Source organism: Myxococcus sp. CA023, from assembly GCF_010998615.1.
GTDB lineage: Bacteria > Myxococcota > Myxococcia > Myxococcales > Myxococcaceae > Myxococcus.
Map to the genome: position 1 here is coordinate 65,579 of NZ_JAAEAH010000033.1, position 23,700 is coordinate 89,278.

General features: G+C 68.7%; 21 protein-coding genes and 1 pseudogene. 12 read left to right on the forward strand and 10 right to left on the reverse strand.

What is annotated here, in order from left to right:
- Positions 1-46: 46 nt before the first annotated feature.
- Positions 47-691 (reverse strand): YafY family protein, encoded by a 645-nt coding sequence (locus F8M74_RS16340; protein ID WP_011551730.1) that lies wholly within the window; start codon positions 689-691, stop codon positions 47-49.
- Between the two features lie 138 nt (positions 692-829).
- Here F8M74_RS16340 and F8M74_RS16345 point away from each other — a divergent pair, with 138 nt between their 5' ends.
- Positions 830-3,244: a DNA polymerase domain-containing protein gene (locus F8M74_RS16345; protein ID WP_141255497.1), complete on the forward strand. Its 2,415-nt coding sequence runs from the start codon at positions 830-832 to the stop codon at positions 3,242-3,244.
- A 16-nt stretch (positions 3,245-3,260) separates the two neighbouring features.
- Here the strand turns inward: F8M74_RS16345 and F8M74_RS16350 are convergent, their stop codons facing one another.
- Together F8M74_RS16350 and F8M74_RS16355 are read right to left on the reverse strand one after the other, a co-directional pair.
- Entirely contained in the window at positions 3,261-4,154 is an 894-nt protein-coding gene (locus F8M74_RS16350) for a hypothetical protein (protein WP_141255496.1), read from the reverse strand.
- Complete coding sequence (locus F8M74_RS16355; protein ID WP_002639318.1) at positions 4,151-4,369, reverse strand: hypothetical protein; 219 nt, start codon at positions 4,367-4,369, stop codon at positions 4,151-4,153. The genes F8M74_RS16350 and F8M74_RS16355 overlap by 4 nt, the downstream gene beginning before the upstream one ends.
- Positions 4,370-4,755: 386 nt before the next feature.
- On the opposite strand from F8M74_RS16355, the gene F8M74_RS16360 reads away from it, so the two are divergent.
- From F8M74_RS16360 to F8M74_RS16370, 3 genes are all read left to right on the forward strand, one after another.
- Complete coding sequence (locus F8M74_RS16360; RefSeq protein WP_141255506.1) at positions 4,756-5,271, forward strand: hypothetical protein; 516 nt, start codon at positions 4,756-4,758, stop codon at positions 5,269-5,271.
- A 127-nt stretch (positions 5,272-5,398) separates the two neighbouring features.
- Positions 5,399-6,835, forward strand: a complete 1,437-nt coding sequence (locus F8M74_RS16365) for a pitrilysin family protein (RefSeq protein ID WP_141255495.1) — start codon at positions 5,399-5,401, stop codon at positions 6,833-6,835.
- A 12-nt stretch (positions 6,836-6,847) separates the two neighbouring features.
- Complete coding sequence (locus F8M74_RS16370) at positions 6,848-8,269, forward strand: pitrilysin family protein (RefSeq protein WP_141255494.1); 1,422 nt, start codon at positions 6,848-6,850, stop codon at positions 8,267-8,269.
- A gap of 54 nt (positions 8,270-8,323) precedes the next feature.
- Here the strand turns inward: F8M74_RS16370 and F8M74_RS16375 are convergent, their stop codons facing one another.
- Complete coding sequence (locus tag F8M74_RS16375; RefSeq protein ID WP_228560423.1) at positions 8,324-9,040, reverse strand: hypothetical protein; 717 nt, start codon at positions 9,038-9,040, stop codon at positions 8,324-8,326.
- Between F8M74_RS16375 and F8M74_RS16380 the strand changes: the two genes are divergently transcribed.
- Together F8M74_RS16380 and F8M74_RS16385 are read left to right on the forward strand one after the other, a co-directional pair.
- Positions 9,039-9,650 (forward strand): hypothetical protein, encoded by a 612-nt coding sequence (locus F8M74_RS16380; protein ID WP_141255492.1) that lies wholly within the window; start codon positions 9,039-9,041, stop codon positions 9,648-9,650. The two genes, F8M74_RS16375 and F8M74_RS16380, sit on opposite strands and share 2 nt — an antisense overlap.
- Before the next feature lie 75 nt (positions 9,651-9,725).
- Positions 9,726-10,274 (forward strand): SMI1/KNR4 family protein, encoded by a 549-nt coding sequence (locus F8M74_RS16385; protein WP_141255491.1) that lies wholly within the window; start codon positions 9,726-9,728, stop codon positions 10,272-10,274.
- Between the two features lie 138 nt (positions 10,275-10,412).
- Here F8M74_RS16385 and F8M74_RS16390 read toward each other — a convergent pair.
- From F8M74_RS16390 to F8M74_RS16405, 4 genes and pseudogenes are all read right to left on the reverse strand, one after another.
- Positions 10,413-10,748, reverse strand: a pseudogene (locus tag F8M74_RS16390) (hypothetical protein); the annotation flags it as partial.
- A gap of 113 nt (positions 10,749-10,861) precedes the next feature.
- Positions 10,862-11,122, reverse strand: coding sequence for a hypothetical protein (locus tag F8M74_RS16395; RefSeq protein WP_141255490.1), 261 nt, complete (start codon positions 11,120-11,122; stop codon positions 10,862-10,864).
- A 339-nt stretch (positions 11,123-11,461) separates the two neighbouring features.
- Positions 11,462-13,348, reverse strand: coding sequence for a glycosyl hydrolase family 18 protein (locus tag F8M74_RS16400; protein ID WP_141255489.1), 1,887 nt, complete (start codon positions 13,346-13,348; stop codon positions 11,462-11,464).
- A gap of 447 nt (positions 13,349-13,795) precedes the next feature.
- Positions 13,796-15,307 (reverse strand): right-handed parallel beta-helix repeat-containing protein, encoded by a 1,512-nt coding sequence (locus F8M74_RS16405; RefSeq protein WP_141255488.1) that lies wholly within the window; start codon positions 15,305-15,307, stop codon positions 13,796-13,798.
- Positions 15,308-15,765: 458 nt separating this feature from the next.
- Here F8M74_RS16405 and F8M74_RS16410 point away from each other — a divergent pair, with 458 nt between their 5' ends.
- Both F8M74_RS16410 and F8M74_RS16415 read left to right on the forward strand, forming a co-directional pair.
- Positions 15,766-18,366 carry a right-handed parallel beta-helix repeat-containing protein gene (locus F8M74_RS16410; RefSeq protein WP_228560425.1) on the forward strand — a complete coding sequence of 867 codons (2,601 nt, stop codon included), beginning with the start codon at positions 15,766-15,768 and terminating at the stop codon, positions 18,364-18,366.
- Positions 18,367-18,513: 147 nt separating this feature from the next.
- The gene (locus F8M74_RS16415) at positions 18,514-19,143 is read left to right on the forward strand and encodes a GNAT family N-acetyltransferase (RefSeq protein WP_141279622.1); all 630 of its coding nucleotides are present in this window, start codon (positions 18,514-18,516) and stop codon (positions 19,141-19,143) included.
- Positions 19,144-19,152: 9 nt separating this feature from the next.
- Here the strand turns inward: F8M74_RS16415 and F8M74_RS16420 are convergent, their stop codons facing one another.
- On the reverse strand, positions 19,153-19,383 hold the full coding sequence (locus F8M74_RS16420) for a hypothetical protein (RefSeq protein WP_141259070.1): 231 nt from the start codon (positions 19,381-19,383) through the stop codon (positions 19,153-19,155).
- A gap of 12 nt (positions 19,384-19,395) precedes the next feature.
- On the opposite strand from F8M74_RS16420, the gene F8M74_RS16425 reads away from it, so the two are divergent.
- Entirely contained in the window at positions 19,396-19,590 is a 195-nt protein-coding gene (locus tag F8M74_RS16425; RefSeq protein ID WP_162295009.1) for a hypothetical protein, read from the forward strand.
- On the opposite strand, the gene F8M74_RS16430 is transcribed toward F8M74_RS16425, so the two are convergent.
- Positions 19,583-21,532, reverse strand: coding sequence for an APC family permease (locus F8M74_RS16430; protein ID WP_228560959.1), 1,950 nt, complete (start codon positions 21,530-21,532; stop codon positions 19,583-19,585). The two genes, F8M74_RS16425 and F8M74_RS16430, sit on opposite strands and share 8 nt — an antisense overlap.
- Before the next feature lie 75 nt (positions 21,533-21,607).
- On the opposite strand from F8M74_RS16430, the gene F8M74_RS16435 reads away from it, so the two are divergent.
- From F8M74_RS16435 to F8M74_RS16445, 3 genes are all read left to right on the forward strand, one after another.
- The gene (locus F8M74_RS16435) at positions 21,608-21,919 is read left to right on the forward strand and encodes an epimerase (RefSeq protein ID WP_228560961.1); all 312 of its coding nucleotides are present in this window, start codon (positions 21,608-21,610) and stop codon (positions 21,917-21,919) included.
- Positions 21,916-23,016: an NAD-dependent epimerase/dehydratase family protein gene (locus tag F8M74_RS16440; RefSeq protein ID WP_141259071.1), complete on the forward strand. Its 1,101-nt coding sequence runs from the start codon at positions 21,916-21,918 to the stop codon at positions 23,014-23,016. Before F8M74_RS16435 ends, F8M74_RS16440 begins: the two co-directional genes overlap by 4 nt.
- A 92-nt stretch (positions 23,017-23,108) precedes the next feature.
- A partial coding sequence (locus tag F8M74_RS16445; protein WP_194860193.1) for a glycosyltransferase family 39 protein occupies positions 23,109-23,700 on the forward strand: 592 nt, incomplete at its 3' end.

Consider the following 23,700-nt stretch of genomic DNA (forward strand, 5'->3'; position numbering starts at 1 on the left):
AGCCACTTCCCCTCACGTCAACGCAGCCAGCGCTCCTGGGCGGCCTTCACGGTCCGGCCGCGCGCAGCACCTCGGCGCGGGTGATGTGGTCCAGGCGGAAGTGGCGGCGCTCCCCGGTGGTGAGGTCCTCCCCGTCGACGCGTGTCTCGTGCCGGTTCATGATGACGGACATCACCCGCACGTCGCGGACCGTCTCCAGGAAGTTGCTGTCGACGTAGGTGATGCGCAACGGCTGCTGCTCGAACCACGCCCGCTCCAACGCTTCGCGGACGGGCTTCTTGCTCGGCAGTGACGGCACGCCGATGAACGCCAACTCCCTCAGCCGGGTGAGCAGCTCGCGCTGGGCGGAGGTGGAGAGCGCCGCGCGCACCTTGTCCAGCGCCGACTCCAGCGTGCCCGCGAAGGGCATCAGCCGCATGTCGATGGCGAAGCGCCCCAGCGCGACGACGAGCGCCGCCTCGCGCGCGGTGAAGTTCACCGGCGGCAGGCTGTAGCTGCGATCCAACGCGTAGCCACCGCCACGGCCGCGCTCGGCGGACACCGGCATCGACGAGGCGCGCAGCGAATCCAGGTCCCGGTAGATGGTTCGCACCGTGACGCCGAACCGCTCGGCGAGGACTTCCGCGGTGACACCGGTACGGCGGCCCCGGAGGTATTCGGCGAGGGCGAAGAGACGCTCGGTGCGCTGCATGGAGAGGAAACCTGACATACCACTGTCACACCGCTCCCTCAAGATGACGTGATGTCCCTGGAGCAACGTGCCTTGCATCCCACGCCGCGAGCGGCTTGCATCGCGCGCGTTCGCGGCACTTCCGCCCGGAGGGACTCCATGGAGGACGAGTGGCTCTGGGGCTGGGACCCCACGCCGGGCATCGTCTCCGTGTGGGCGGAGCCCGACGGCCGCGCCTTCGTCTGGCGCCGCGTCCCGAAGACGGGGGAGCTGCTTCGCGAGGACGTGCGCTTCCGCCCGTGGCTGCTGCTCGCGTCCCTGGAGGACCTGGCGCACCTGGGGCCTCGGCTGCGTCCGGAGTCGGATGGCCCCGCGCGCTACCGGGTGACGTGGCAGGAACTCGAAGGGCCCGGGGCGTTGCGCTACCTGGTCCGCGGAGATGACGGCCGCGCGCTCACCAGCGCGGTGCTGGAAGGCGCGTCACGCCGCCTGGGCCAGCCGGTGAGTCACCTGAAGGAGCTGGGCGCGAACACGGTGCTCGCGCTGCCTCCGGAGGAGCAGTACCTCACGATGTCGGGCCGCACGTATTTCCGCGACCTCGCCTTCGATGCGCTGCGCCGCATGCAGTTCGACCTGGAGACCACCGGGTTGGACCCGGCGCACCACCGCGTCTTCCTGGTGGCGCTGCGAGGCCCGGACGGTGCGACGGAGACACTCGAAGCCCAGGGGGATGACGACTCGGCGGAGGCGGACCTGCTCTACCACCTGGCGGAGCGCGTGCGCGCCTGGGACCCCGACGTCATCGAGAACCACAACCTGCACGGCTTCGACCTGCCGTTCCTCGCGCGGCGAGCCAGGCACCTGGGGGTGTCATTGGCGCTGGGCCGCGCGGGGGCACCGGGCTTGCGGCACCGTCCGTCCGCCAGGGGGGCCGCGCTGGGACGGCCTCTGCCCGGCGCGCCTCCGGATGCGATGCGCCGCGCGCGCTACACCGTGCCCGGCCGTGAGTTCATCGACACGCTGGACGCGGTGCTGCGGCATGACTTCTCCACGAGGGATTTGCCGGGCCATGGCCTCAAGGCCGTCGCGAAGCACCTGGGCCTGGCGGGGCCCGAGCGCGAGCACATCCCCGGTGCCCGTGTGTACGACGTCTTCCGCACGGACCCGGCGCGCGTGCGGCGCTATGCGCGTGATGACGTGACGGAGGCGGGCGGCCTCGCGAGGCTGCTCGGGGGCGCGGCCTTCGCGCTCGCGCGCATGGCGCCCCGCCGCTACGAGCGGCTGGCGGACGCGGGGCCGGCCACCGGCGTGTTGGACCCGCTGCTCGTCCGGGCCTATCTCAGGGAGGGCGCGGCGCTGCCCGCGCACCAGGAGGGGGATGGCACGTCGCACAGCGGCGCGGCGCTCCACCTGTTCGCCACTGGCGTGGCCCGGCGCATCGTGAAGGCGGACGTCGCCAGCCTCTATCCCTCCCTGATGCGCCAGTACCGGATTGGCCCCAAGCGGGACAGGCTGGGCGTGCTGCTGGCGTTAGTGGACCGCCTGGTGGACCAGCGGCTGGCGGCGAAGGGCAGGGCGCGTGCCGCGGCGCCTGGCTCGCAAGAGCGCTTCACGAACGAGGCGCTGTCGGCGGCGATGAAAATCGTCGTCAACTCCGCCTACGGCTATCTGGGCGCGGTGGGGCTCACGCGCTTCTCGGACGTGCACGCGGCCAACGAGGTGACGCGCCAGGGCCGCGAGGTGCTGGGCCTCCTCTGCCGGGAGCTGGCTCGCCGGGGCGTCACGCTGTTGGAGGCGGACACGGACGGCGTGTACTTCGCCGTCCCGGAGGACTGGCGGGAGGCCGACGAGCGCCGGGTCGTCTCGGAGGTCGCCGCGCTGCTGCCGCCCCGCGTGCAATTGGAGTTCGACGGGCGCTATGCCGCCATGCTGTCGCACGAACCGAAGAACTACGCGCTCCAGCCGTATGACGGACCGCTGGTGCTCCGGGGCGTGGCCTTCCGCTCCAGCCGCGCGGAGCCCTTCGGCGAGGCCTTCCTGCGCCGCGCGCTGCGCTGTCTCCTGGCGGGAGACATCCCGGGCGTGCGTGAGGTGTACGTCGCGACGGTGATGGCCCTGCGCCGCCGGGAGCTGCCCACGCCGGAGGTCTGCGCGCACGTCCGCCTGACGAAGACGAGCGCCCAGTACCTCGCCCTCCGGCCCCGCCGGCGCGAGCTCCCCTACGAGGCCATGCTGGCCAGCGGCCGGAAGGAATGGCCTTTGGGGGAGCAGGTCCGCGTCTACCGTGCAGTGGGAAGCCGGGCGGGCCTGCTCCCCATTCCGGAGGCGGATGACCCGGGCACGGCGCGGCCCCTGTCACGTGAGGAGGACCCGCGCGACTACGACGTGGAGTACTACGTGCGGCTCCTGCGCGAGACGTTCGCCGCGCGGCTGGTGCGCGCGCTGACGCCGGAGGACTTCCGGACGGTGTTCGACGACCCCGGCCAGCCCTCCCTCTTCGCGCCCTCGCTCGAGGACGCGAAGCCCATCCTCACGGTGCTGACGGAGCCGGCGGCCGCGCTGGAAGGGGCGTAGCCGCGCGCGGGACGGCTCAGGACATGCCAGCGTGCGTCTGGGCGGAGGACTCGGCCGCGGGGGACGGCTGCGGCGCCAGGGCGGTGCGCTGCAGCCAGCCCGCGAGTCCCAGGAGCACCAGGCCCGACGTGCGCAGCGTACGGAGCAGCTCCGCGTTCTGCGCCGCGTCTCCGGGCAGCAGGGGCGCCAGCCACACGCGGGCGTCGTAGAAGAGCCACATGGCGCCAGAGACGCCCATGGCCCACCACACCCAGGCCAGCCGTCCGCCGCGCAGCATGTACGCGACGCCCAGGATGGGGGCCACCAGCAGGATGGTCGTCATGTCGGCCAGCGTCGAAGCCAGGCTGATGACGGCGGACATGGTGCTGATGGCGTCCGTGCCCAGGTGGCGGACCTCGGTGGCCAGCACGGGCACGCCCACGGCCAGCGCGGCCACGGCCGTTCCCACCCACAGCGCGTTGGAGCGGAAGCTGGACGGCGGCTGGAGTCCGGACTGCCGGTACGTCATCGCCAGCAGGATGAGCGCGTACGTCGTGCTGATGTTCGCCAGCACGACGACGAGCATGCGGACGGGCAGCAGCGGTGACTGTGTGAAGGGCACGTCCGGCACCGCGTGGAGCCAGTAGCTGCGCAGCGCGGTGCTGACCAGCGACAGGAGCGCGCCCGCGGCCAGGCCGCCCCACACCTTGCGCAGGTAGTCGCCCTGGGCGAACGAACGGGCCGCCGCCAGCGTCCCGAGCACGGCCAGCACGCCGCTGCCCCAGCCGGCGACGTCATGCACGAGCGCGAGCGAACGCGGCGCGTCCAGCGCGGAGGTCGCCGCGAAGGCGTGCGCCAACTGGAGCACGAGCACCGCGCCGAACCAGGGCACGATGCTTCCGGCCGCGCGGCCCGTCGAATGAGTGCTCATCGCAGCTTCTCCAAGGAGGCGGAAATCTCCGCCAGGATGACCTTCGCGTGCAGGGCGCCGATGAAGGTGTTCAGCATGGGCTTGAGGCCTTCGAGCAGCTGCGGAAGGTCTTCTCGCTTGAGCTGCTCGGGGGGCCGCTTGAGGGTCCGCAGGGCGGCGGTCTGAATGGCCATCTTCGCGGTGAACCCGCCGAGGAGCGGTTCCAGGTGTCGCACGAGCGTGTCGTGCCAGCCGGCGGGGGAGGTTTGGGAGGACGAAGGGAGAATCGCGCCACCTCCTGGTGGAAACCTGGAGCGTAGGCAGATTCCAGCCCGCACACGAGGGGCACACCCTGTCTGGCCATGCGGAATTCCTCTCGTTATACAGGTTTTTCTTTGAGAGCATGGAGTTGAGCCGGGCCCGGCGGGCGGGAGCTGCCGTGCTGACTGTTATTCCCGGAGGTGACGCGCCGGGGTCGCCCCCTAGAATGCGCCGGCTCGTTCCGCGAGAACCCATGAACGCCCCACATCTTCGCGATGCCCCGTCGCCCTCCGTGACAGCCGTCCCCCGTCCGCATGCCGTTCGAGCGCCCGCGCCGCGGAGATACTGGGACTGGCTCAAGATGGGGCTGGGGGCCCTGTTGGCCCTGTGGGGGGCGAACCTCGTCTTCGTCGGCGCGCTGGGCGTGATGGTGGGCGCCGTGCAAAGCGTCTCTCCGGACGAGGGGAAGACGACCTCGGATGGCGTGGGCATCCTGCTGGTAGCGGCGGTGTTCGTCGCCGTGGGCCGCTTCGCGTGGAAGAAGGGGCTGTCTCCCTTCCGGACCGCGCGCCGCCGCGAGCAGTTGCTGGGCTTCATCCGCGCGCAGACGCGCATCCGCGTCAGTGACGTGGCCTCGCAGCTCCGGCTCCCGGAGGAGGAGGTCGCGGCGATGCTCACCACGCTCATCGCCCGTCACGAGGTGGACCTCGTCTACCTCGCCGACTCGCGCGTTTACCTTCACCGCGAAGCTTTGGAGCGGGGGAAGAATGTCGCCCGGCGTTGTCCTTCGTGTGATGCCCCCGTGAGCGCGGAGGCCGTCCAGCCGGGGGACAAGGTGGTTTGCTCCTACTGCGCCGCGCCATTCCTCGTGACATAGGACAATAGACCTTCCCTTGCGGTGCGTTCGGGTTGCCGGGACCCTGAATCTTTGGCAATCGGGAGGCGCACAGCGCCGTAGTGGCTCCGTCATTCGACGAGATGCCAGGTCATCCAGGGGAGGTCCGATGAGGAAAGTATTCGGAGCGGTAGCACTGGCCGCGTTCACCGGCTGCGCGACCACGCAGGAAGCCCAGAAGCCGGAGACACCGCCCGCCGTCGAAACGGCGAAGGTGGAAGCTCCCGCCGAACAGCCGAAGCTTCAGGTCCCCGTGGATTACTACAAGCTCGACAACGGCTTGAAGGTGGTCCTCTCGCGCGACAGCTCGGCGCCCAAGGCCGTCGTCGCTGTCTATTACAACATCGGCTTCCGCATCGAGCCGAAGGACCGCACCGGGTTCGCGCACCTGTTCGAGCACATGATGTTCCAGGGCTCGACGAACCTCGGGAAGATGGAGTTCATCCGCCTCATCCAGAAGAACGGCGGCGTGCTCAACGGCTCCACCCGCTTCGACTTCACCAACTACTTCGAGGTCGTCCCCTCCAACACGCTGGAGCCCATCCTCTGGGCCGAGGCTGACCGCATGCGCGGGCTCGACGTGACGGAGGAGAACCTGAAGAACCAGCAGGGCGTGGTGACGAACGAGGTGAAGGTCAACGTCCTCAACCAGCCTTATGGCGGTTTCCCGTGGCTGGACATGCCGCAGGTGGCGAACACCAACTGGTACAACGCCCACAACTTCTACGGCGACTTGAAGGACCTGGAGGCCGCCTCGCTGGAGGACGTGCGCGCCTTCTTCAAGACGTACTACGCGCCCAGCAACGCCGCGCTGGTCATCGTCGGTGACTTCGAGCCGGAGCAGGTGAAGGGCTGGATTCAGAAGTACTTCGGGCCGCTGCCCACCGTGGCGCAGCCGTCGAAGCCGGACATCTCCGAGCCCCGCCAGACGAAGGAGAAGCGCCACGACAAGCAGGACAAGCTGGCCCAGCGTCCGGCGCTCGCGGTGGGCTACCACATGCCCGACGTGGGCACGCCCGAGTACTTCGCCATGGCGCTGGTCGACGAGGTCCTCCTGCAAGGCAACGATAGCGCGCTCTACCAGCAGCTCGTGCAGAAGAAGGGCCTGACGGGCGAGGTCTCCGGCGGGGTGAACCAGCTGGGCAACCACTGGAACTACAACGGCCCCATGCAGTGGACCGCGTACCTGTTCCATGACGCGGACACGACGACGGAGACCCTCCTCGCGGAGATCGACGGCGTGGTGGCGCAGCTGCAGAATCAGCCCATCGACGCGGCGACGCTGGAGCGGGCGCGGGTGAAGGCGCGCTCGCGGCTGTACGGGCAGTTGGAGGGCTTCCTCGGCTTCGGCCGCGCGGACCTGCTGGCGTCCTTCGCGCTCTTCTTCGACGACCCGGCGCGCATCAACCGGCTGGAGACGGAGCTGATGAAGGTGACGCCGGAGCTCATCCAGAAGACGGCGAAGGAGTATCTGCGCCGTGAGAACCGCACCGTGTTGACGGTGACGCCCGCCGCGGCGACCGCCACCAAGACGCAGGCCCCCTGAGGACACGCACCCATGACCACGCACTCAATTCGCACCCGCCTTGTCGCGCCCGCGCTGATGGTGCTCGGGATGCTGTCCACGCCTGCCTTCGCGGCCGCTCCCGCCTCGGCGCCCACCAAGGAAGCGCCTCCGGCCGCCGCCGCGCCCAAGCCCTTCAAGGTCCCCGTCCGCACGGAGTTCACGCTCGACAACGGGCTGGAAGTCTCGCTGCTGCCCTACGGCGACATGCCGAAGGTCGCCATCCAACTGGCCATCGACACCGGCAACATCCACGAGAAGGCCACGGAGACATGGCTGGCGGACCTGACCGGCAGGCTGCTGTCGGAGGGCACCACCACCCGCTCCGCGGAGCAGCTTGCCCAGGCGTCCGCGCAGCTGGGTGGTTCGCTCAACATCGGCACGACGATGGACCAGACCTTCGTCGGCCTGGAGGTCCTCTCCGAGTCGGCGCCGGACGCCGTGGCCCTCATCGCGGACGTCATCCAGAACCCGGCCTTCCCGCCGGCGGAGGTCGAGCGCGTCAAGGGTGACCTCGTGCGGGAGATGGCCATCTACAAGAGCCGGCCGGGCACGCTCGCCGACGAGCGGCTGATCCAGTCGCTCTACGGTGACCACCCGTATGGCCGCTACTTCCCGCCGGAGGCCCAGCTCAAGGGCTACACGCCGGAGGCCGTCCGCGCGCACTACGACGCCAACATCGGCGCGGCCCGGGCGCGGCTGTACGTCGTCGGCCGGTTCGAGCCGGCGCCGGTGGAGAAGGCCATCCGGGCCGCGTTCACCGGCTGGAAGGCCGGCTCGGCGCGGCTCCAGAACGTGCCCAAGCAGAAGGTGGCGAAGGCGGTCCAGTTCATCGACCGCCCCGGCTCGGTGCAGTCCACGGTGCGCGTGGCGGTGAAGGGCCTGCCGCCCTCCAGCCCGGACTACGTCAAGCAGACGGTGCTGAACACGCTGCTCGGTGGCTACTTCAGCTCGCGCATCACCGCGAACATCCGCGAGGCGAAGGGCTACACGTATTCGCCCTACAGCGAGGTGTCCACGCAGCTGGAGGATGCCTACTGGGTGCAGAACGCGGACGTGACGACGGCCGTCACGGGCGAGTCGCTGAAGGAGATCCTCAAGGAGGTGGCCACCCTGCGCAAGACGCCGCCGCCCGCGGACGAGCTGAGCGCTGTCCAGAGCTATCTGGCGGGCTCCTTCCTGCTCCAGAACTCGTCGCGCAGCGGCATCATCTACCAGCTCCGCTTCGTGGACCTGCACGGCCTGCCTGATTCGTACCTGCAGAACTACGTGCAGTCGGTGATGGCCGTCACGCCGGAGCAGGTGCAGCAGCTGGCCGCGAAGATGCTGACGCGTGAGGCGATGACCTTCATCGTCGTGGGCGACCAGAAGTTGGTGGCGCCGCAGCTGAAGGTCGTGTCCCCCGCGCTGAAGTAAGTCCTAGGAGGGCGGAGGCCACACCTGGGCCTCCGCCTTCCTCCCATGTTGTCCCTACTCGGGGCGGGCCGTGATGCCGTCCGGGTAGAGTGACTCGGGCGCGAGCTGGCACGTGTGCCGGACGTAGTGCTCGAACCAGTCCAGGAACGTCGTGAAGGTGGCGCCGTGGGCCGTCTGCTGTTCGGCCCAGACGAACTGCCCCGAGTCCTGGAACTGGGCCCACGTCAGGTCGCCCATGTGGTTGAGGACGATGGCGGGCGCCGTCAACGCACCTCCGCTCGCCGCGACACACCACTGTGCGTCCCGGGGCAGCACGTCGCACGTCGCGAGGGCGTAGAGGTGCGTGGTGGACAGGGGGCGGTTGCCCAGCGTCACGTCCGCGGGGATGCGGACCCAGCGCGTCTCTTCCAGCACCTCGTCCGGTGAGTACACCCGGAAGTTGGCGGGCAGGGGCGTCCAGGCGCCGCCATCATCCCAGTCGCGGAACTCGACGCGCGCGAAGGCGCAGTGCCGCCAGAATTCGCGGAGCCCCGCGGGCAGCACGGGCCTTCCGTTGGACGACGGGATGCCGAGCAGCTCCGGCACCAGGTCGATGTCTTCGTCCGGTACGGGGGGGCCCAGGACGAGCCTTCCGCCAAACCCCTTCGCCCAGGCTTCCACGCTCTCCAGTAAATCCCGGTAACGCGATTGCAGCGCCTGCTCGTGCATGGGCCGCAGCCTACGTCTGGAGCATTGAGAGTCCAGGTTCACCGTGCCTTGATGCGCGGCCATGTCTCTGCTCGATAACTTGCTCAAGAAAGGCTCGCTCCACACGCCCTGCGGCACGGCGGCGCGGCGGGCAGCGCTCAAGGCGAAGCTGACGAACTCCGGCGCCACGGAGGTGGTGTCCAGAGACTTAAAGCTCTCCGAGGGGGATGACCGCGTCCTGGAAGCGTCACGCGTCGTGGTGAAGGGGAACCTGGTCCTGGAGGACCAGTCCCGGCTGCTCGTCGCGGGCGACCTGGTGGTGGAGGGCAACATCATCCACGAGGGCTTCGACTACGCGCTGCTCTTCACGGGCGGCGCGCTCTCCGCGAAGAACCTGCTCTTCCACGGCGAACTGGTGTCGCTGGGCCCCATCACCGTGCAGGAGGTAGCGTGGACCTACTACAACGACTACTCGACCTACGCCGATTCGCTGAAGGCGAGAATCGTCGTGGCGGATGACCGCTTCGATGCCGTGGATGACGTGCGGGCGGACCACCGCCTGGTCGGACACAGCAGTGTCATAGGTCCGGAGCTGGCGAAGCTGCTGAGCGCGGACGTGGTGAGCGAGGACGGAAGCTGGTCCTACGAAGATGTCGCGAAGCGGCTTCTTCGCAAGCGGCCGCTGCTGCGTTGAGCGCCATGGACTGCGCGCTGCAACGCGCTACCGTGCGCGCACCAGGGCTCGTCCTGGTCCGTGGTTGGAGTTCGCATGGCGAAGACGTCGAGTGAGAGCACGGTGGCGGAAGCGGTGGAGCGGCTCAAGTCCTTCGTGGAGGAGAAGGAGGACATGTCCGTGGAGTTCTCCGAGCCTGTGAGCGCCGAGGAGGTGGCGAAGCTGGAGAAGAAGTACAAGCTGCAACTGCCTCCCAGCTACGTGCGTTTCATCCGCACGCACGGCACTTTCAAGGTGCTGTACGGTGGGCAGGAGCTCATTGGCATGGAGGAGCCGGGCTTCCTGCGCGCGGCCGCGCCGGACCCGTCGGACGCGGTGGATGGCGACGACTCCGATGTGGCGGACGCCATCAACGAGGCGCTGTTCTTCCAGCGCAAGGATGACGACGCGGTGGAGAACTTCTGGTGCTTCAATCCGCGTGACCGCACGCCGGAAGGTGAGCTCGGTGTCGTCGCCTACAACCACGACGAGACCTTCGGGCTTCCTCAGTTGCTGGACACGAAGCACGCCGAGCACTTCCGGGACTTCTCGACGCACATCGTCGCCGTCATCGACGATTTCATCGAAACCTACGCGAACGAGTAATCCCGCGCCGCGCGGACGCGCCTGGTTGCGTGGGAAGACCGGACAGGCTGAATCGTCCGCAACCGCTGCGGCCTGACGGATGCACCCGTGAGCGCCCCCTTCGTGAAGGGGCGCCCTCGGACTCCGCGTCGCCGTGAATCAGAGGCAGTTGCCCAGACCTTCGTAGAGGGTGGTCTGGGTGCGCGGCAGCGTGGCGTAGAGCGGCGCCGGGCCCGCGAGCGCCGTCAGGAACTCCTGAATCGTGGCGCGAGGGGCGACAGGCACCTGGCAGGCCCAGGTCCGCGCATCCACCGTCACCGCGCCCGTCGCCGGGTCGATTTCCTCGTTGCTGGCGGCGAACACCCAGACGCACAGGCCAATCCGGCCCGTCAGGGCATTCACGGAACAGCGGAAGCGCAGCGACTCGATGTTGCTGTATTCACCCTCGCAGAACGTGTCGCCACAGATGTCATCGAAGTTCTGCTTGAGGGAGGCCCCCATGGGCCGACACGGAGTTTGACTGCAATCTGATAGGAGTTCTCCATTCCTGGCACCCCGGCCGAAGCCCAGACCTTGTGGGACTGGACCTCGGCCGGGGGAGGGCCGCCTCAGTCCTTCTTCAGCTGGAGGAGCTCCCAGCCGCCGTCCGGATGGAGATTCATCGGGTTCGCGGTGCCGACGTAGAGCGCCTTCTTGTCGCTCACCAGCGTGCGAACGCCGTCATTCGTGTCGTTGCCCAAACCCCTCAGCGACTCCGCCACCGCGCTCTTGTTGCGGTTTCCGAAGCGGAAGAGGTCCGCCCCTGGCTTCGGCAGCGCGATGTTGAGCAGCCGGACCGTGACGGCCCACATACCCACTGTGCCCGCCATTGCCTTCCACCCGCAACGCATCGCTGTCTGCCCCCATGTGCCGCCCTGGCCCTGGTGATGCCCGCTGTAGGCAGTCACGCATCCATCGTGGGAGGCCATGAGCAACCGGAGTGCCGTTCCAAAGGTGTCGGTGGGAAGATTCGTGTCCCCGTCGCGGGGGCAGGCGAGCACGGCGCTCGCGCCCCCGAGAACAGGTGTCATGGTGTCTCGTCAATGGCCGCGCGTGTCGGCAGTGGCCGTCGCTTCACACGGGGGGCGTTTTGACGCCCCAGGGAGGGCATTTCTTGTGGAGTCATGGGCCGCGCTGCGTGCACAGCGCGGTCCCTTGCCCTCACCGGGTCATGGCAGGAAGGCGTCCTTCACCGCGTCGAGCAGCGGATTGGCGCCAGTCTGTGGGTCGGTGCAGCCCTGGTTGATGGTCCAGATGATGGTGCCTCCGTATTCGTTGTCATGGGCGAAGGCGCCCTTGGCGGCAATGGTTTGCGGTGAGTCATACGAAATCCACCGCACCGTGCCGTCCTCCACGGGGACGTCGAAGGTGACGTAGCTGGCCTTCGCCGCCTCGTCCCAGTGGTAGACGCCCGTCGCCGACAGCTGGAGAATCTTGCTGTATGTGAAGGAATTGTCGCTGCCCACGTAGTCGGACCAGTCCGTGTACGGCTGATACGGGCCGGTGATGTTCCGCCACGCCATGCCATAGAACGGGATGCCCATGCCCAGCTTGCTCTTGGGGATGCCCGCGTTGGCCCAGGCGCTGAGGCTGGCGGACACAGACGTGGGGTGGTTGCCCGACTCTCCCATGAGCGCGGAGGTGTACCAGGACAGCCAGCCGCCCCAGGGGCCCGTCATCTCGTAGGTCATCACGTTCATCTGGTCCAGGTGGGGGACCAGGTTGGTGAACCACGGGTCCGCATCCTCGGGGAAGTTGCTGTTGACCCATCCGATGGGCATGGTGAGCAGCATCTGCGGCCGGGCCGCGCGCAGCGCCTGTATCAGCGCGAGCAACGCCGGCTTGTCCACCTGTTCCACCGGCTCCCAGTTGAGGTCCAGGCCGTCATAGCCAAAGGTATCCACCGCGTTGAGCAGGTTCTGGACGAACCGGGCGCGGTTCGCGTTGGACGCCGCGCCCACCCAGCCGTCGTGCTCACCCGCGCCGCCCACCATGATGATGGCCTTGCGTCCGGCCGCGTGCGCCCGCGTGGACAGCGTCCGCGCGATGGCCGGGCCATTCGAGTTGTCGAACTGGGTGTTCACCGTCCCATCCGGATTGGGAGTGACGCGGCCGACGAGGATGTGCGTGAGCGCGGAGAAGTCCACCTTCTCCGGCGGGTACAGGTCCGAGTTCCAGCCGGTGTAGTAGCCCGACACCCACTTGCCGCTCGGCGGTGGGGGCGTGCTCTGGACGGTGACGGTGGCCACCGCCGACTTCGTGGGGGCGGCCTGGCTCGTCGCCACCACGCGGTACGTCCCCGCGGTGGACGGGGCGGTGTACAGGCCTGCCTGGGTGATGGTGCCTCCCGCCGCGCCCTCCTGCACGGACCACGTCACCGCCGTGTTGGTGCTGCCCGTCACCGTGGCCGTGAAGGCCTGCGTCCCCCCGGCCGGAACCGTGGCGGAGGAGGGGTTGATGGCCACTTCCACCGGCGGAGGCGGCTCGGCCATGTTACGCACGCCCAGCTCGTCGAAGTAGAGCGTGGGCAGGCTCAGTCCCTGGCCTTCCTGGAGCACGAGGCCCGTCAGTCGTGCCCCCTGCGGCGCCAGGACGGAGATGGGGACGGAGCACGTCGTCCAGGTATTGGCGCGGATACGGCCTCCGGTGCAGTACGGCCCCAGCTCGGTGCCGGGCGTGATGCCGCCGTTCACCACGGCCCGGGCCAGCACCACCGCGTTGTTGCCGGACGTCCCGCCATGCACGCTCAGGGTGAGCGTCATCCCCGGGCTCCAGGTGAACGGCGATGTATTGAAATACAGCGCCTCTCTGGAGCGCATCGTCACGGAGATGGAGTAGCGCCCCGCCGCGACGGGGGAGGTGTTGGTGAGGGAGTGGGTGGCCCAGGAGTAGTCCTGCCACGGTGCTTCCATGGCGTCGCGGTAGATCCAATTCGTCGTGAAGGAGACCCGCTCGGGGGGAACGCCTCCGTCCCTGTCAACCACTGCCGCGGGAGGCCTTGCTTCGGCCTGGGCGGCCCATGCCGTGTTGCCGCCAGAAGCCAGGACCATGGCCATCCATGAAACCAACCATACGACCAACCGGTTCATTCGCTTCTCCTGTCGAGGCCCGTCGGCATTCCTCGCTCACTCGCGGTGAGCCGTGCTACACGGTCTCGTTGCCTGACTGAGATTGACGGGCCTCGGGCAACCTGGGGGAGAAGCCCTTCATGGCAAAGCCCTCCCGAAGGTCGCCTCAATGACTTTCAATGCGACAGTCGAAATGTATTTATCTGCGGGATGTTGCGGATTCCGCATCCGAGCGCCCAGGGGGCGCCTTCCGGGACCAGGGAGGCGGTGACATTCCCTCAGTTGGCCCAGCGCAGCCACTGCTTTCGAACAGGGCCAGGCGCGGTCGCCTCGTTCCGGGATGTATTGATGGTGAGTTGTATTTGTATGTCTATTGCTGCTGGCGGCCCGGGTGGCCAGCGCGTGAGCGAGCCGTCTGGCCACCCGGGCATCACGTCAGTGTTGCGGCTCCAGCCGGAGGGCGCCGGCGGGCGGTGGCGTCGATTCCAGGGGGATGAAGACCTGCTGCGTCTGGCCTTGTGTCCAGTCCGAATTCCAGACGAAGACGGTGACGCTGCCCGGCGTGGTGGCCCGGAAGTAGAAGCGGCCCTGGGCCTGGGGGTTCCCCAGGTCGAGCGTCGTCACCGCGGGGCCCGCACAGGCGGGGTCGGCGTAGAACTGGATGCCGGGGGAGGCCGGGCCCGCTGAGGTGATGTTGAAGCCCGTCGTGGTGGGAACGACCAGGTTCCCGCTCACGTCCTGGGTCTGGACGATGAGCGGGCCGGAGCAGAGGCCCACGGGGACCTGCTGAGGCGGATTGCGGAAGGCGAGGCTTGCTGCCGGACCCGCGAGCACATCCACGGCGAAGGTGGAGCCGGGGAGGGTGGCCGGGTCATACCCCGCGCCGGTGATGACGTTGGAGTGAATGACATTGCCCGTTCCCAGGTCGGAGATTCCGGCCTGGTAGACGTAGCCATTCGTCACCCCGTCGAAGTGGAGCACGTTGTCCACGACCTGGATGTTCGTCAGCACCGCCGGAGGGCTTTGATCCGCGTTGCCCTGGGACAGGTAGACGCCGATGTCGTTGTTGAAAAGTTGGTTGCCTTGAATGAGGACGTCCGTGGACAACGGGCCCCCATACATCGGCCCTCCGTAGACGAGGATGCCGCTGGCGACGCCCTCGCCGGTGTAGGAGTGCCCGGAGATGAGGTTGTTGACGATGTGTCCGGTGGCCCCGAGCCCGACCTGGATTCCGGACTGGGCGACGTTGCCGATGGGACCCGCGCCCACCATCCGGTTGTTGGTGATGTCCACCACGACGTTGCCAACCGCCGCGACGCCGGCCTTCTGGTATCCCAGCAAGAGATTGTTCTGGACACCGACGTGTTGCGTCGGGTTCAACGGGGCCTGGTTGCGAATCAGGATGCCGGTGCCCTCCTGGCAGCCTCCGGTTCCGTCTCCCTGGCGGATGTTGAAGATCTGGGTGTTGATGACGGAGCCCGTCGCATTGTCGAACCGGATGCCCGCGAGCGCGTCATCCCCCGTGTCGCAGACGTCCGAGAGCCCTTTCAACATGAGCCTGAGGTTCATGTAGAACGCGCTGCCGCCGCAGTTGCGCGCGATGGCGCCCTTGAAGTGGTTTCCCGGAGGGTCCAGCGCCATGATGAAGTGCCCTGCCCCATCCAGGACGTACCCATCCGGAATGAGCAGGGTGGAGTAGGTGGCGCAGTTGCCCGCCAGCGTCAGAACGTTTCCGTTCTGGATGACAGGGCAGGGAATGTACCCGCAGGTGGGGTCCTGGAATCCCTCTTGGGGGGACGCCGTGCTCAGCGCTGCCGTGTGGAGGTCTTCACTGGAGCTGCTGTGGGCCTCTGCGTGACTGGGTTCCTCGCCCGAGCACCCCACGACTGGCAGTGACAGGGTTCCAACCAGAAGGCTTCCAAAACATCGCCATCGATTTCGACTCATGAACGCTCCTCTCTCTGAGCGGGTGCTCAGTGAGATGGACTCGATAGTGTGAAGTCGTGCAGCGTCATATGGACTCCACGGATGGCGATGGCGCTGGATGTGGACAGTCGCCCCTGCCCGGGTCCAGGTGAGATGTCCAGCAGGGGGTGGATGTGATTGGCGCGCGACGGAACGCGGGTGGGGCAAAGGTAGGATGGCGCCCCGGGAACCGCGCGCCGGGCCAGGGCGTGGCGCTGGAAGCGAGGCCTTCGGATGGGCCGCTCGAGCATGGAGGGGCAGGCCCTGGCAACGCGTGACGTGGTGACGTCAGCGCCCTCGTCGCACAGTTGACGGGAGGGTGCCCCGCAGGGGGGCTCCCCGGAAGGTCGGCTGACGCGTTGCATGGGAGGCAGGGGCCTCGCGCCGCCGGGAGGCTCCCGGTAACGTTTCGAATTCCTTTCCCGCCGGAGGATGCCGTCATGACGTTCTTGGACACGCAGAACCCCTGGCGCCTCGCGGGCGTGTTGTTGCTGCTCGTCACCGCGGGGTGTCACCTGGAGGACCCGCTGCCCATCCAACTGGAGCCCTCCGCGTCGGCGCGGGTGATGGTGGTGTTGCCGCGTACGCTGACGCCCGGGTCCGTTACGGAGGTCCGTGCCACGCTCACGCCCGTGGAAGGAGACGAAGCGGGCGCGGTGCTCTCTGGCGGCGACGGCCTGTGGCAGGGGCTGGTGCGGCGGATTGCCTCCGGACGAGCGGCTGAGGCGAGTGCCACCGTCCGAGGCGATGGCGGTGAGGTCCTGGCGCACATCGACGTCCCGAACGTGGTGATAGGTGCGCACCGGACGGCGCTGGTCGTCCTGGTCCCGCGAGCCACCGTTTCCGGCGTGCCCGGAGCGCCCTTCATTGACGCGGTGGTGGGCTCGTTGGCGGAGGTCCGGCCCGAAGGGCAGGTGGCGCTGCGCGCGGTGGCGGAGGCCGCGTCCGGGGATGGGGCGCTCACGTATGCCTGGCGGGCCTCGGCTGGAAGCTTCAGCGACGCCAGCGCCGTGGCGCCCGTCTGGACGGCGCCAGAGGCATCCGGCTTCGTTACCTTGACGCTCCAGGTGACGAACGCGGTGGGCCAGGGGGCCACGCTGGATTTCCCCGTGCGAGTGGCCCGGGACCATGGCTTCGGAGCGGACAGCGTGGCCGCTTTCAATCGCTGGCCGCTGATGGTGGAGTTGGGCTCCTTTCCTTCCGGCGAGGTCCAGTACGGCGACTCCCTGCACCTACAGGCGGAAGGCCGGGACGAAGACGGAGACACGCTCACCTACGCATGGACGGCCAGTTGCGAAGGCACCTTCGATGACGCGAGCGCGCGGTCGCCTCGCTTCACGCCGTCCACGCCGCCCTCGGGGGCCTGTGGCGCGTGCCAGTTCCACGTCACGATGCGGGATGGCCGTGGCGGTGAGCACGTCGGCTTGGTGGATGTGTGTGTGGTGCGGCGACTGCCGCCCATCATCGTCTCCACGGCCCAGTCGCGGACGGAGGCCCTGAGCGCGGAGCCCGTCCTGCTCCAGGCGGTGGCGGAGGACCCTCGCGGCGAGGCCCTCTCCTTCCAATGGTCCGCGAACACCGGCCTTCTGGGAACCGCCACCCAGGACGGGACGCGGGGCGAGGTGCGCTGGTCCGCGCTGTCCTGTATCCCGGCGGACGTGGAGCCCTCCGTGCGGCTCACCGTCACGAATGTGTCGGGAATGAGCGCGACGCACGTGTTCCGGATTCGTTGGGACGACCGGCGCTGTGGGGCGTTTCCTCCCTGCTCCGCCCGGTGGGAGAACGGCCGCGTGACGTTGACGGCGGACTGCACGACGGAGGGCACGCTGTACATCCCGGACGGAGTCACTTTCGACGGCGCCGGGCACGTGGTGACTGCGGTGGACCCCGAAGGCGGCCGCTTCCAGGGCGCCGTGCTCCGCAACCGGGGAGACACGGCCCACGTCCACGACGTGACGGTGGAGGCGCGCGGCCTGTCGGAGCTGGCGTGTGACGCGGGCGAGGCCGGCCTTGCGGGCATCCGTTTCATGGCGGCGAGTGGCTCCGTCACCGACAGCGAGGTGCGCGCGCTGCATCAGGATGAGGGCCGGGGTGCCTGCCAGGAGGGCGTGGCCATCGAGGTGCGAAACGCCCAGGACGCGTCCCACGTGGTCCAGGTGGAGGTCCTGCGCAACCACGTCGAGGGCTACCAGAAGGCGGGCATCGTGGCCTCGGGCCGGGTGGACGTGGCCGTGGAGGACAACGTGGTGGAGGGCGGCGGTCCGTCGGCCGTCATTGCCAGGAATGGCATCCAGCTGAGCTTCGGCGCCACGGGACAGGTGCTGGGCAACCGTGTCACCGGCAACGTCTATACGGAGACCGGCTATGTGGCGGCCGGCATCCTCGTCGCGGGTGGGGCCTACTACAGCGGCCCGGTGTGCGAGGACGTCCTCATCCAGGGCAACACGCTGGAGGCAAACGACATTGGCATCGACCTGTCGCAAGCGGAGGCGGACGGCGGGCCGCTGGCGCAATCCTCACGGTTGCTCGTGGTGGAGAACACGTTGAGCCACAACGTGGTGGCGAACGGCGTGCCGTACCAGGCGGCCATCTCGGACCTGGGCGGGGCCAACGTCATCAGCCGCAACCGCATCAGTGGCGCGGGCTATGCCAGGGAGACCCTGCCGGGCGTCACCTTCGACGTGGACGTGGTGGCGGACGCGGCGGCGCAAGTGGCCTTCCTGACACCCCAGCAAGACGTGGCGGCGGGCGCGTGCTCCGAGGCGTTGGTGGTGCAGAGCCAGGACGTCATGGGCAATCTGTCCGCCCTGGCTTCGTCCCTGCTGGTGGTGGAGGCGGAGGGGAACGTTGGAGGGGTGACCTTCTTCCGGGACGCGGCGTGTACGCAGGCCCTGGTTCCTCTGAATGGCAGCGGCGCCATGGCCTTGGAGGGACCGCAGCAGGAAGCGGTGTTCTATTTCCGCGCGGAACAGACAGGGGCCCTGGAGGTGCGTGTGCGAGGCGACGGGGTGAGTGCCTCCCAGATGCACGTGGTGCGTTAGACGGGACGGAGTGCGTCGAGGCATTGAATAAGCCATTGCCGTGGCCGTCGCGTTGCTCGTGGCCCCGGGCCTGTCTGGCTTCTGCCTCTGTCGTAGACTCCGTGGGATGGAAGGGGCCAAAGTCACTTCTACTTCCACTGGTTCGTCATGACTCCGACTCCCTTCGGGCCTGCGTACACCCTCCAGACAGCACGGACCCTGCTCCGCTGCTGGTCACCCGCTGACGCCGCGCGTGCGCTCCGCGCCATCGACGCCAGCCTCGACCACCTGCGCCCCTGGTTGGACTGGGCGCGGCACTACCCCATCAGCGTGGAGCAGCAGGCCGCCGTCCTGCGGCGCTTTCGCGGGAGCTTCGACCTGGGACAGGATTTCACCTATGCCGTGTTCGACCGGGGTGGGACGGAGGTCCTGGGGGGCTGCGGGCTGCATCCTCGTGTGGGCGCGGGGGGCCGGGAGATAGGGTATTGGATTGCGGCCCAGCACACCGGTCAGGGGCTCGCGACCGAAGTGGCGGCGGCGCTCGTCCGGGTCGCGTTCGAGCTGGATGGCCTGCGCCGGGTGGAGATTCACTGCGACCCGCTCAACGTGCCGAGCGTCGCGGTGGCCCGCAAGCTGGGCTTCACCCACGAAGGCACCTTGCGACAGCGCCTCCAGGCCGCTGACGGCTCGTGGCGCGACATCATGCTCTGGACCCTCCTGGCGGAGGACTACCGGGCCAGCCCCGCCGCCGCGAGCGACCTGGAAGCGTTCGACGTGCTGGGGCAGAAGCTGCTGTAGTCCCTCTGCTCAGGGGGCCGACGTCGTGTCGGCGTCCGAGCTGCTCGGGACCGGCGCGTCGGGGGCCTTGTCCTCGCGCTCCGGCGCTCCTTCCAGCGGTTCATTCGCGGGCTGGCGAATCAAGACGCCCACCCTCGCGTTCCGGGGCGAGCCCAGGTCGACAGGGCCTCCTGGGATGCCCAACTGCACGTAGCCGCAGCCGAACAGCGCGAAGAGCGGAATGATGGCCAGACGGCGCATGGGCGGACCTCCGTGAGCGACGGGCCCATTCAACCGCGTGCCGCGTGTGGGATTCCAGGGCCGAGGGGAGGGCATGTCGAGCGGAACACGGGGCCCACGCCGGGCGAGGTCAAATTCGATGAGGGCTCCGTCATTCCCACGGACGATGCGAGCACGCTGGGGAGCCGCGACAAGAACCTGGTCGTCCGCATGAAGAACCTCATCTGAGCCGCCCCCGCCGGCCCGAGGGTTCGTGCAGGTACCAGGGCGCGTTGATGACGACGACACGGGGCCCGCCGCGAACCAGGAGCATCATCTTCAACAGCGTGGCGGTGTGGCTGGGGAGGATGAAGTGGTGCCAGCGGCGCTCGACGAGCTCTGGCACCAGCACCGCGATGAACCGGCCCGGATGCTCCGCGGCGAGCTTCCGGACGTAGCCCAGCAACGGGTCCACGACCTGGCGGTAGGTCGGCACGAGCACGTCCAGCCGAGGCACTGGCCGCCCCGCCTTCCGAAGAGGGGCGGCCACCTGCCACTCCCAGCGCTGCGCCAAATGCTCCGGTGCGTCCGGTTGTCCTAGGACCTGCACGGCGTACACATCCGGGGACATGGACAGGGCCAGCCGCAAGCCCTTCTGCGCCACTCGGTCCAGGCGCCGGAGGGGCACCACCACCACGGGCGCGACGAGCGCCTGCACCGGGATGGGGTGGAGTGTCTCGGTGGCGGCGCGGACGCGCTCGGCGTGGCGCCGCGCGGTCCGGAGCAGCGCATAGGACAGGGGAATGAAGACGACGGTCAGCCAGGCGCCCTCCTCGAACTTGGCCGCCGCCACCACACACAGCGCCAGGGCGGTGCAGGCCGCGCCCACGCCATTCACCCACTGGAACCGCCGCGTGCCGTGCCCGCCCTGGCGCCGCCAGTGCATGACCATGCCGAGCTGGGACAACGTGAAGGCAGACAGGGCCCCCACCGCGAACAGCGGGATGAGGTGGTCCGTCACGCCGTCGAACACCACCAGCAGCACGGCGGCCAGCAGGGTCAGGGTGACGATGCCCGTGGAGTACACGAGGCGCTGGCCCACGTGGGCGAACGCCGGAGGCAGGTTGCTGTCGAGCGCCAGCGCGCGGCACAGGCGGGGGAAGTCCGCGAAGCTCGTGTTGGCGGACAGGCAGAGCACGCAGACGATGGCCGCCAGCGTCACGTAGTAGAAGGCACCGCGCCCGGTGACCGCGGCCACGATTTGGGACAGCACGCTCTGGTAGCCGGCCTGACCCGGCGCGGTCGCGCCGATGTCATAGGCATGGCTCAGCCACGCCACGCCGCAGAGCAGCATCACCAGGATGCTCACGATGCACATCAACGTCCGGCGCGCGTTGCGCACGCGGGACTCGCGGAAGATGGGCACGCCGTTGCTGACGGCCTCGATGCCCGTCATCGCCGTGCAACCGCTGGCGAAGGCGTGCATCAGCAGCCAGAGGCTCGCCGTGGCCGTGCTCTCCGGGAGCCTGGGTGGGGCGACGACGGGGATGGGACTTCCATTGGACGTGAGCACCTTCCAGACGCCCGTGAGCAGGGTGATGCCCAGGCAGCCGACGAACAGGTAGGTGGGCAGCAGGAAGGCCATGCCCGCGGCGCGGATGCCTCGCAGGTTCACCACCATGATGAAGCCAAGCAGCACCAGGCACAGGAGCAGGGTGTGGGGGAACAGGCTGGGGATGGCGGAGACGAGCGCGCCCACGCCGGCTGAGATGGCCACCGCGACGTTGAGCACGTAGTCCAGTCCCAGCGCGGCGGCCGCGAGCAGCGCGGGCCTCACGCCCAGGTTGGCGCGGGCCACGGAGAACGAGCCGCCGCCGTCGGGATACGCGGCGATGGTCTGCCGGTAGGAGAACTGCACCACGAGCAGCAGCGCCACGATGATGCTGGTGAGCAGGCCGATGTACCGCGGCCCGGCGCTGCCCAGCACGAGCAGGACGGTGAGCGCGGCCTCGGGCCCGTAGGCGGCGGAGGCCAGCGCGTCCAGCCCGAGCACGGGGATACCGGTCAGCGGACCTATCTTCTCCTCTTCCGCCTGCTCGTTCGGAATGGGCCTGCCGAACAGGAGCTGCCGCAAGGACATGCCTGAAAGGTAGTGCCGCGCTCCCGGGGGCTCCGACAGGCGACGGGCCATGCGCCCGGCCCTACTTGGAAAGTTCCTGCGTGCTGCGCACCCTCGTCATGGATTCCCGTGCATGACGGAGGCGCGATGACCCCGTCCGGTTTGACGGCCGAGCAGCTTCAACACCAGGTGCATTCGCTGAAGGAAGTGGCCCTGGCGCTCGCGGAGGTGATGGGCTGCCTCGGCCTCCGCCCCGCGGTGACGGGTCGCTATCGCATGGGCGACATCCGTCACTGCTTCGCGGACATCTCCCTGGGGCGTGAGCTGCTGGGGTACGCACCCCGGGTTTCCTTCCACGACGGGCTCGCGGAGCTGTCGTCGTGGCTCGAAGACCAGGTGGCGACGGACCGCGTGGCGGAGGCGCGCGCGGAACTCGAGGCGCGAGGGCTGACCGAATGAGCGCGGCGGAACCTTGGGAGGTGGATGGGGGCAGGACGGTCATCTTCGGCGGGGCCGGCTTCATCGGCTCCAACCTGGCGGACCACTACCTGTCCGCGGGGCGGACCGTGCGCGTCGTCGACAACCTGACGCGCCCCGGCGTGGTGCACAACCTGCGTTGGCTCCAGGCCCGGCATGGCGCCCGGCTGGAGGTGATGACGGCGGACGTACGGGACGCCAATGCGGTGAAGCAATCCGTCGTCGGCGCCAGCCAGGTCTTCCACTTCGCGGCCCAGGTGGCTGTTACCACCAGCCTGGAGGTGCCCGTCACCGACTTCGAGGTCAACGCGGGCGGCACCCTGAACGTGCTGGAGGCGCTGCGTGCCATGGAGCGGCCCGCCTCGCTCGTCTTCACCTCCACCAACAAGGTCTACGGCTGCATGCCGGGCGTGGAGCTCGTCCAGAAGCCCAGCCGCTACGAGCCTCGGGACGCGGGCCTGCGCGGTCACGGCGTGGGGGAGGCCTGCCCGCTGGACTTCGATAGCCCCCATGGTTGCTCCAAGGGCGCGGCGGACCAGTACGTGCTCGACTACGCGCGGGCCTACGGGCTGAGGACGGTGGTGTTCCGGATGAGTTGCATCTACGGCCCCCGGCAGTTCGGCACCGAGGACCAGGGCTGGGTGGCGCACTTCCTCTGGCGCATGCTCGAAGGCCGGCCCCTCACGCTCTACGGGGATGGCAAGCAGGTGCGGGACATCCTCGACGTGGACGACCTGGTGCGCGCTCTCGGCCTGGCGCAGCAGCACATCGGACGGCTCAAGGGGCAGGCCTTCAACATCGGCGGCGGCCCGTCGCGGACGGTGAGCCTGCTGGAGTTGCTGGGCCTCATCTCGCAGCGCACCGGCCTGCGTCCCGCGCTCCAGTTCGAGGATTGGCGGACGGGGGACCCGCGCTACTACGTCTCCGACACCCGCAAGTTCCAGACAGCCACGGGGTGGGCGCCCCAGGTGGGAATCGCCGAGGGCGTGGACCGGCTCCACGACTGGCTGCGGACCCTGATGCTCGAGCGGCCGGTGGCGTTCCGGCAGGGAGGGGCGCGTGAAGTCCCCGCAGGCTAGAGGGCTTCACCTACATCGGTATCGGGCGCGGCTGACGCACGGCTCCGGGTGGCTCTGGCGGGCTTGGGGTGCTATCCCCACGCATCGCCCCGATGAGCACCGACGCCCCGACTGCCGCCGCGCCCCCTGATGTCTTTCAAAAGCGTCTTGATGGACTGCTCATCGTGGCGCTCGTCGTCTGGGGATTGGCCCAACTGGCGCCTCACCTGGCGCATCCGGCCATCTACATCTGGGACGAGGCGATGCACCAGGCCGCCGCGCGCGGCACGCACGACACCTTCTTCACGCCGCACATCTACAAGGACCCGGTCTTCCCCGCGGACCCGCGCCACTGGTGGGCCGCGCACGTGTGGATGCACAAGCCCACGGGGCCCTTCTGGTTCGGCGCGCTGATGATGCACGTGGTGGGCGTGACGCCGCTGGCGTTGCGGCTGGCCTCGCTCCTGGGGCACCTGGCCGCGGCGGTGTCCATCTACCTCATCGCGCGCAGGCCCGCTGGGCGCTTCTGGGCCATGCTGGGGGCGGCGGGTTTCCTCGCCATGCCCTTTGGCTGGCAGCTCGTCCAGGGGCGCATCTTCGGCGATGTGACGGATTGCACCCTGACGGGCTGCAACGCCGTCGCGGTGGCGCTCCTGTTCCACGCCACGCGCCAGGGCTCCTGGCGGTGGGGGCTGGCGGCAGGGG

Excerpts from the sequence above, each read along its gene's own strand:
- F8M74_RS16340 (WP_011551730.1), bottom strand. The coding sequence starts at position 691 with ATGCAGCGCACCGAGCGTCTCTTCGCCCTCGCCGAATACCTCCGGGGC.
- F8M74_RS16345 (WP_141255497.1), top strand. The coding sequence starts at position 830 with ATGGAGGACGAGTGGCTCTGGGGCTGGGACCCCACGCCGGGCATCGTC.
- F8M74_RS16350 (WP_141255496.1), bottom strand. The coding sequence starts at position 4,154 with ATGAGCACTCATTCGACGGGCCGCGCGGCCGGAAGCATCGTGCCCTGG.
- F8M74_RS16360 (WP_141255506.1), top strand. The coding sequence starts at position 4,756 with ATGGGGCTGGGGGCCCTGTTGGCCCTGTGGGGGGCGAACCTCGTCTTC.
- F8M74_RS16365 (WP_141255495.1), top strand. The coding sequence starts at position 5,399 with ATGAGGAAAGTATTCGGAGCGGTAGCACTGGCCGCGTTCACCGGCTGC.
- F8M74_RS16370 (WP_141255494.1), top strand. The coding sequence starts at position 6,848 with ATGACCACGCACTCAATTCGCACCCGCCTTGTCGCGCCCGCGCTGATG.
- F8M74_RS16380 (WP_141255492.1), top strand. The coding sequence starts at position 9,039 with ATGTCTCTGCTCGATAACTTGCTCAAGAAAGGCTCGCTCCACACGCCC.
- F8M74_RS16375 (WP_228560423.1), bottom strand. The coding sequence starts at position 9,040 with ATGGCCGCGCATCAAGGCACGGTGAACCTGGACTCTCAATGCTCCAGA.
- F8M74_RS16385 (WP_141255491.1), top strand. The coding sequence starts at position 9,726 with ATGGCGAAGACGTCGAGTGAGAGCACGGTGGCGGAAGCGGTGGAGCGG.
- F8M74_RS16395 (WP_141255490.1), bottom strand. The coding sequence starts at position 11,122 with ATGGCGGGCACAGTGGGTATGTGGGCCGTCACGGTCCGGCTGCTCAAC.
- F8M74_RS16400 (WP_141255489.1), bottom strand. The coding sequence starts at position 13,348 with ATGGCCATGGTCCTGGCTTCTGGCGGCAACACGGCATGGGCCGCCCAG.
- F8M74_RS16405 (WP_141255488.1), bottom strand. The coding sequence starts at position 15,307 with ATGAGTCGAAATCGATGGCGATGTTTTGGAAGCCTTCTGGTTGGAACC.
- F8M74_RS16410 (WP_228560425.1), top strand. The coding sequence starts at position 15,766 with ATGACGTTCTTGGACACGCAGAACCCCTGGCGCCTCGCGGGCGTGTTG.
- F8M74_RS16415 (WP_141279622.1), top strand. The coding sequence starts at position 18,514 with ATGACTCCGACTCCCTTCGGGCCTGCGTACACCCTCCAGACAGCACGG.
- F8M74_RS16420 (WP_141259070.1), bottom strand. The coding sequence starts at position 19,383 with ATGCGCCGTCTGGCCATCATTCCGCTCTTCGCGCTGTTCGGCTGCGGC.
- F8M74_RS16430 (WP_228560959.1), bottom strand. The coding sequence starts at position 21,532 with ATGGCCCGTCGCCTGTCGGAGCCCCCGGGAGCGCGGCACTACCTTTCA.
- F8M74_RS16435 (WP_228560961.1), top strand. The coding sequence starts at position 21,608 with ATGACCCCGTCCGGTTTGACGGCCGAGCAGCTTCAACACCAGGTGCAT.
- F8M74_RS16440 (WP_141259071.1), top strand. The coding sequence starts at position 21,916 with ATGAGCGCGGCGGAACCTTGGGAGGTGGATGGGGGCAGGACGGTCATC.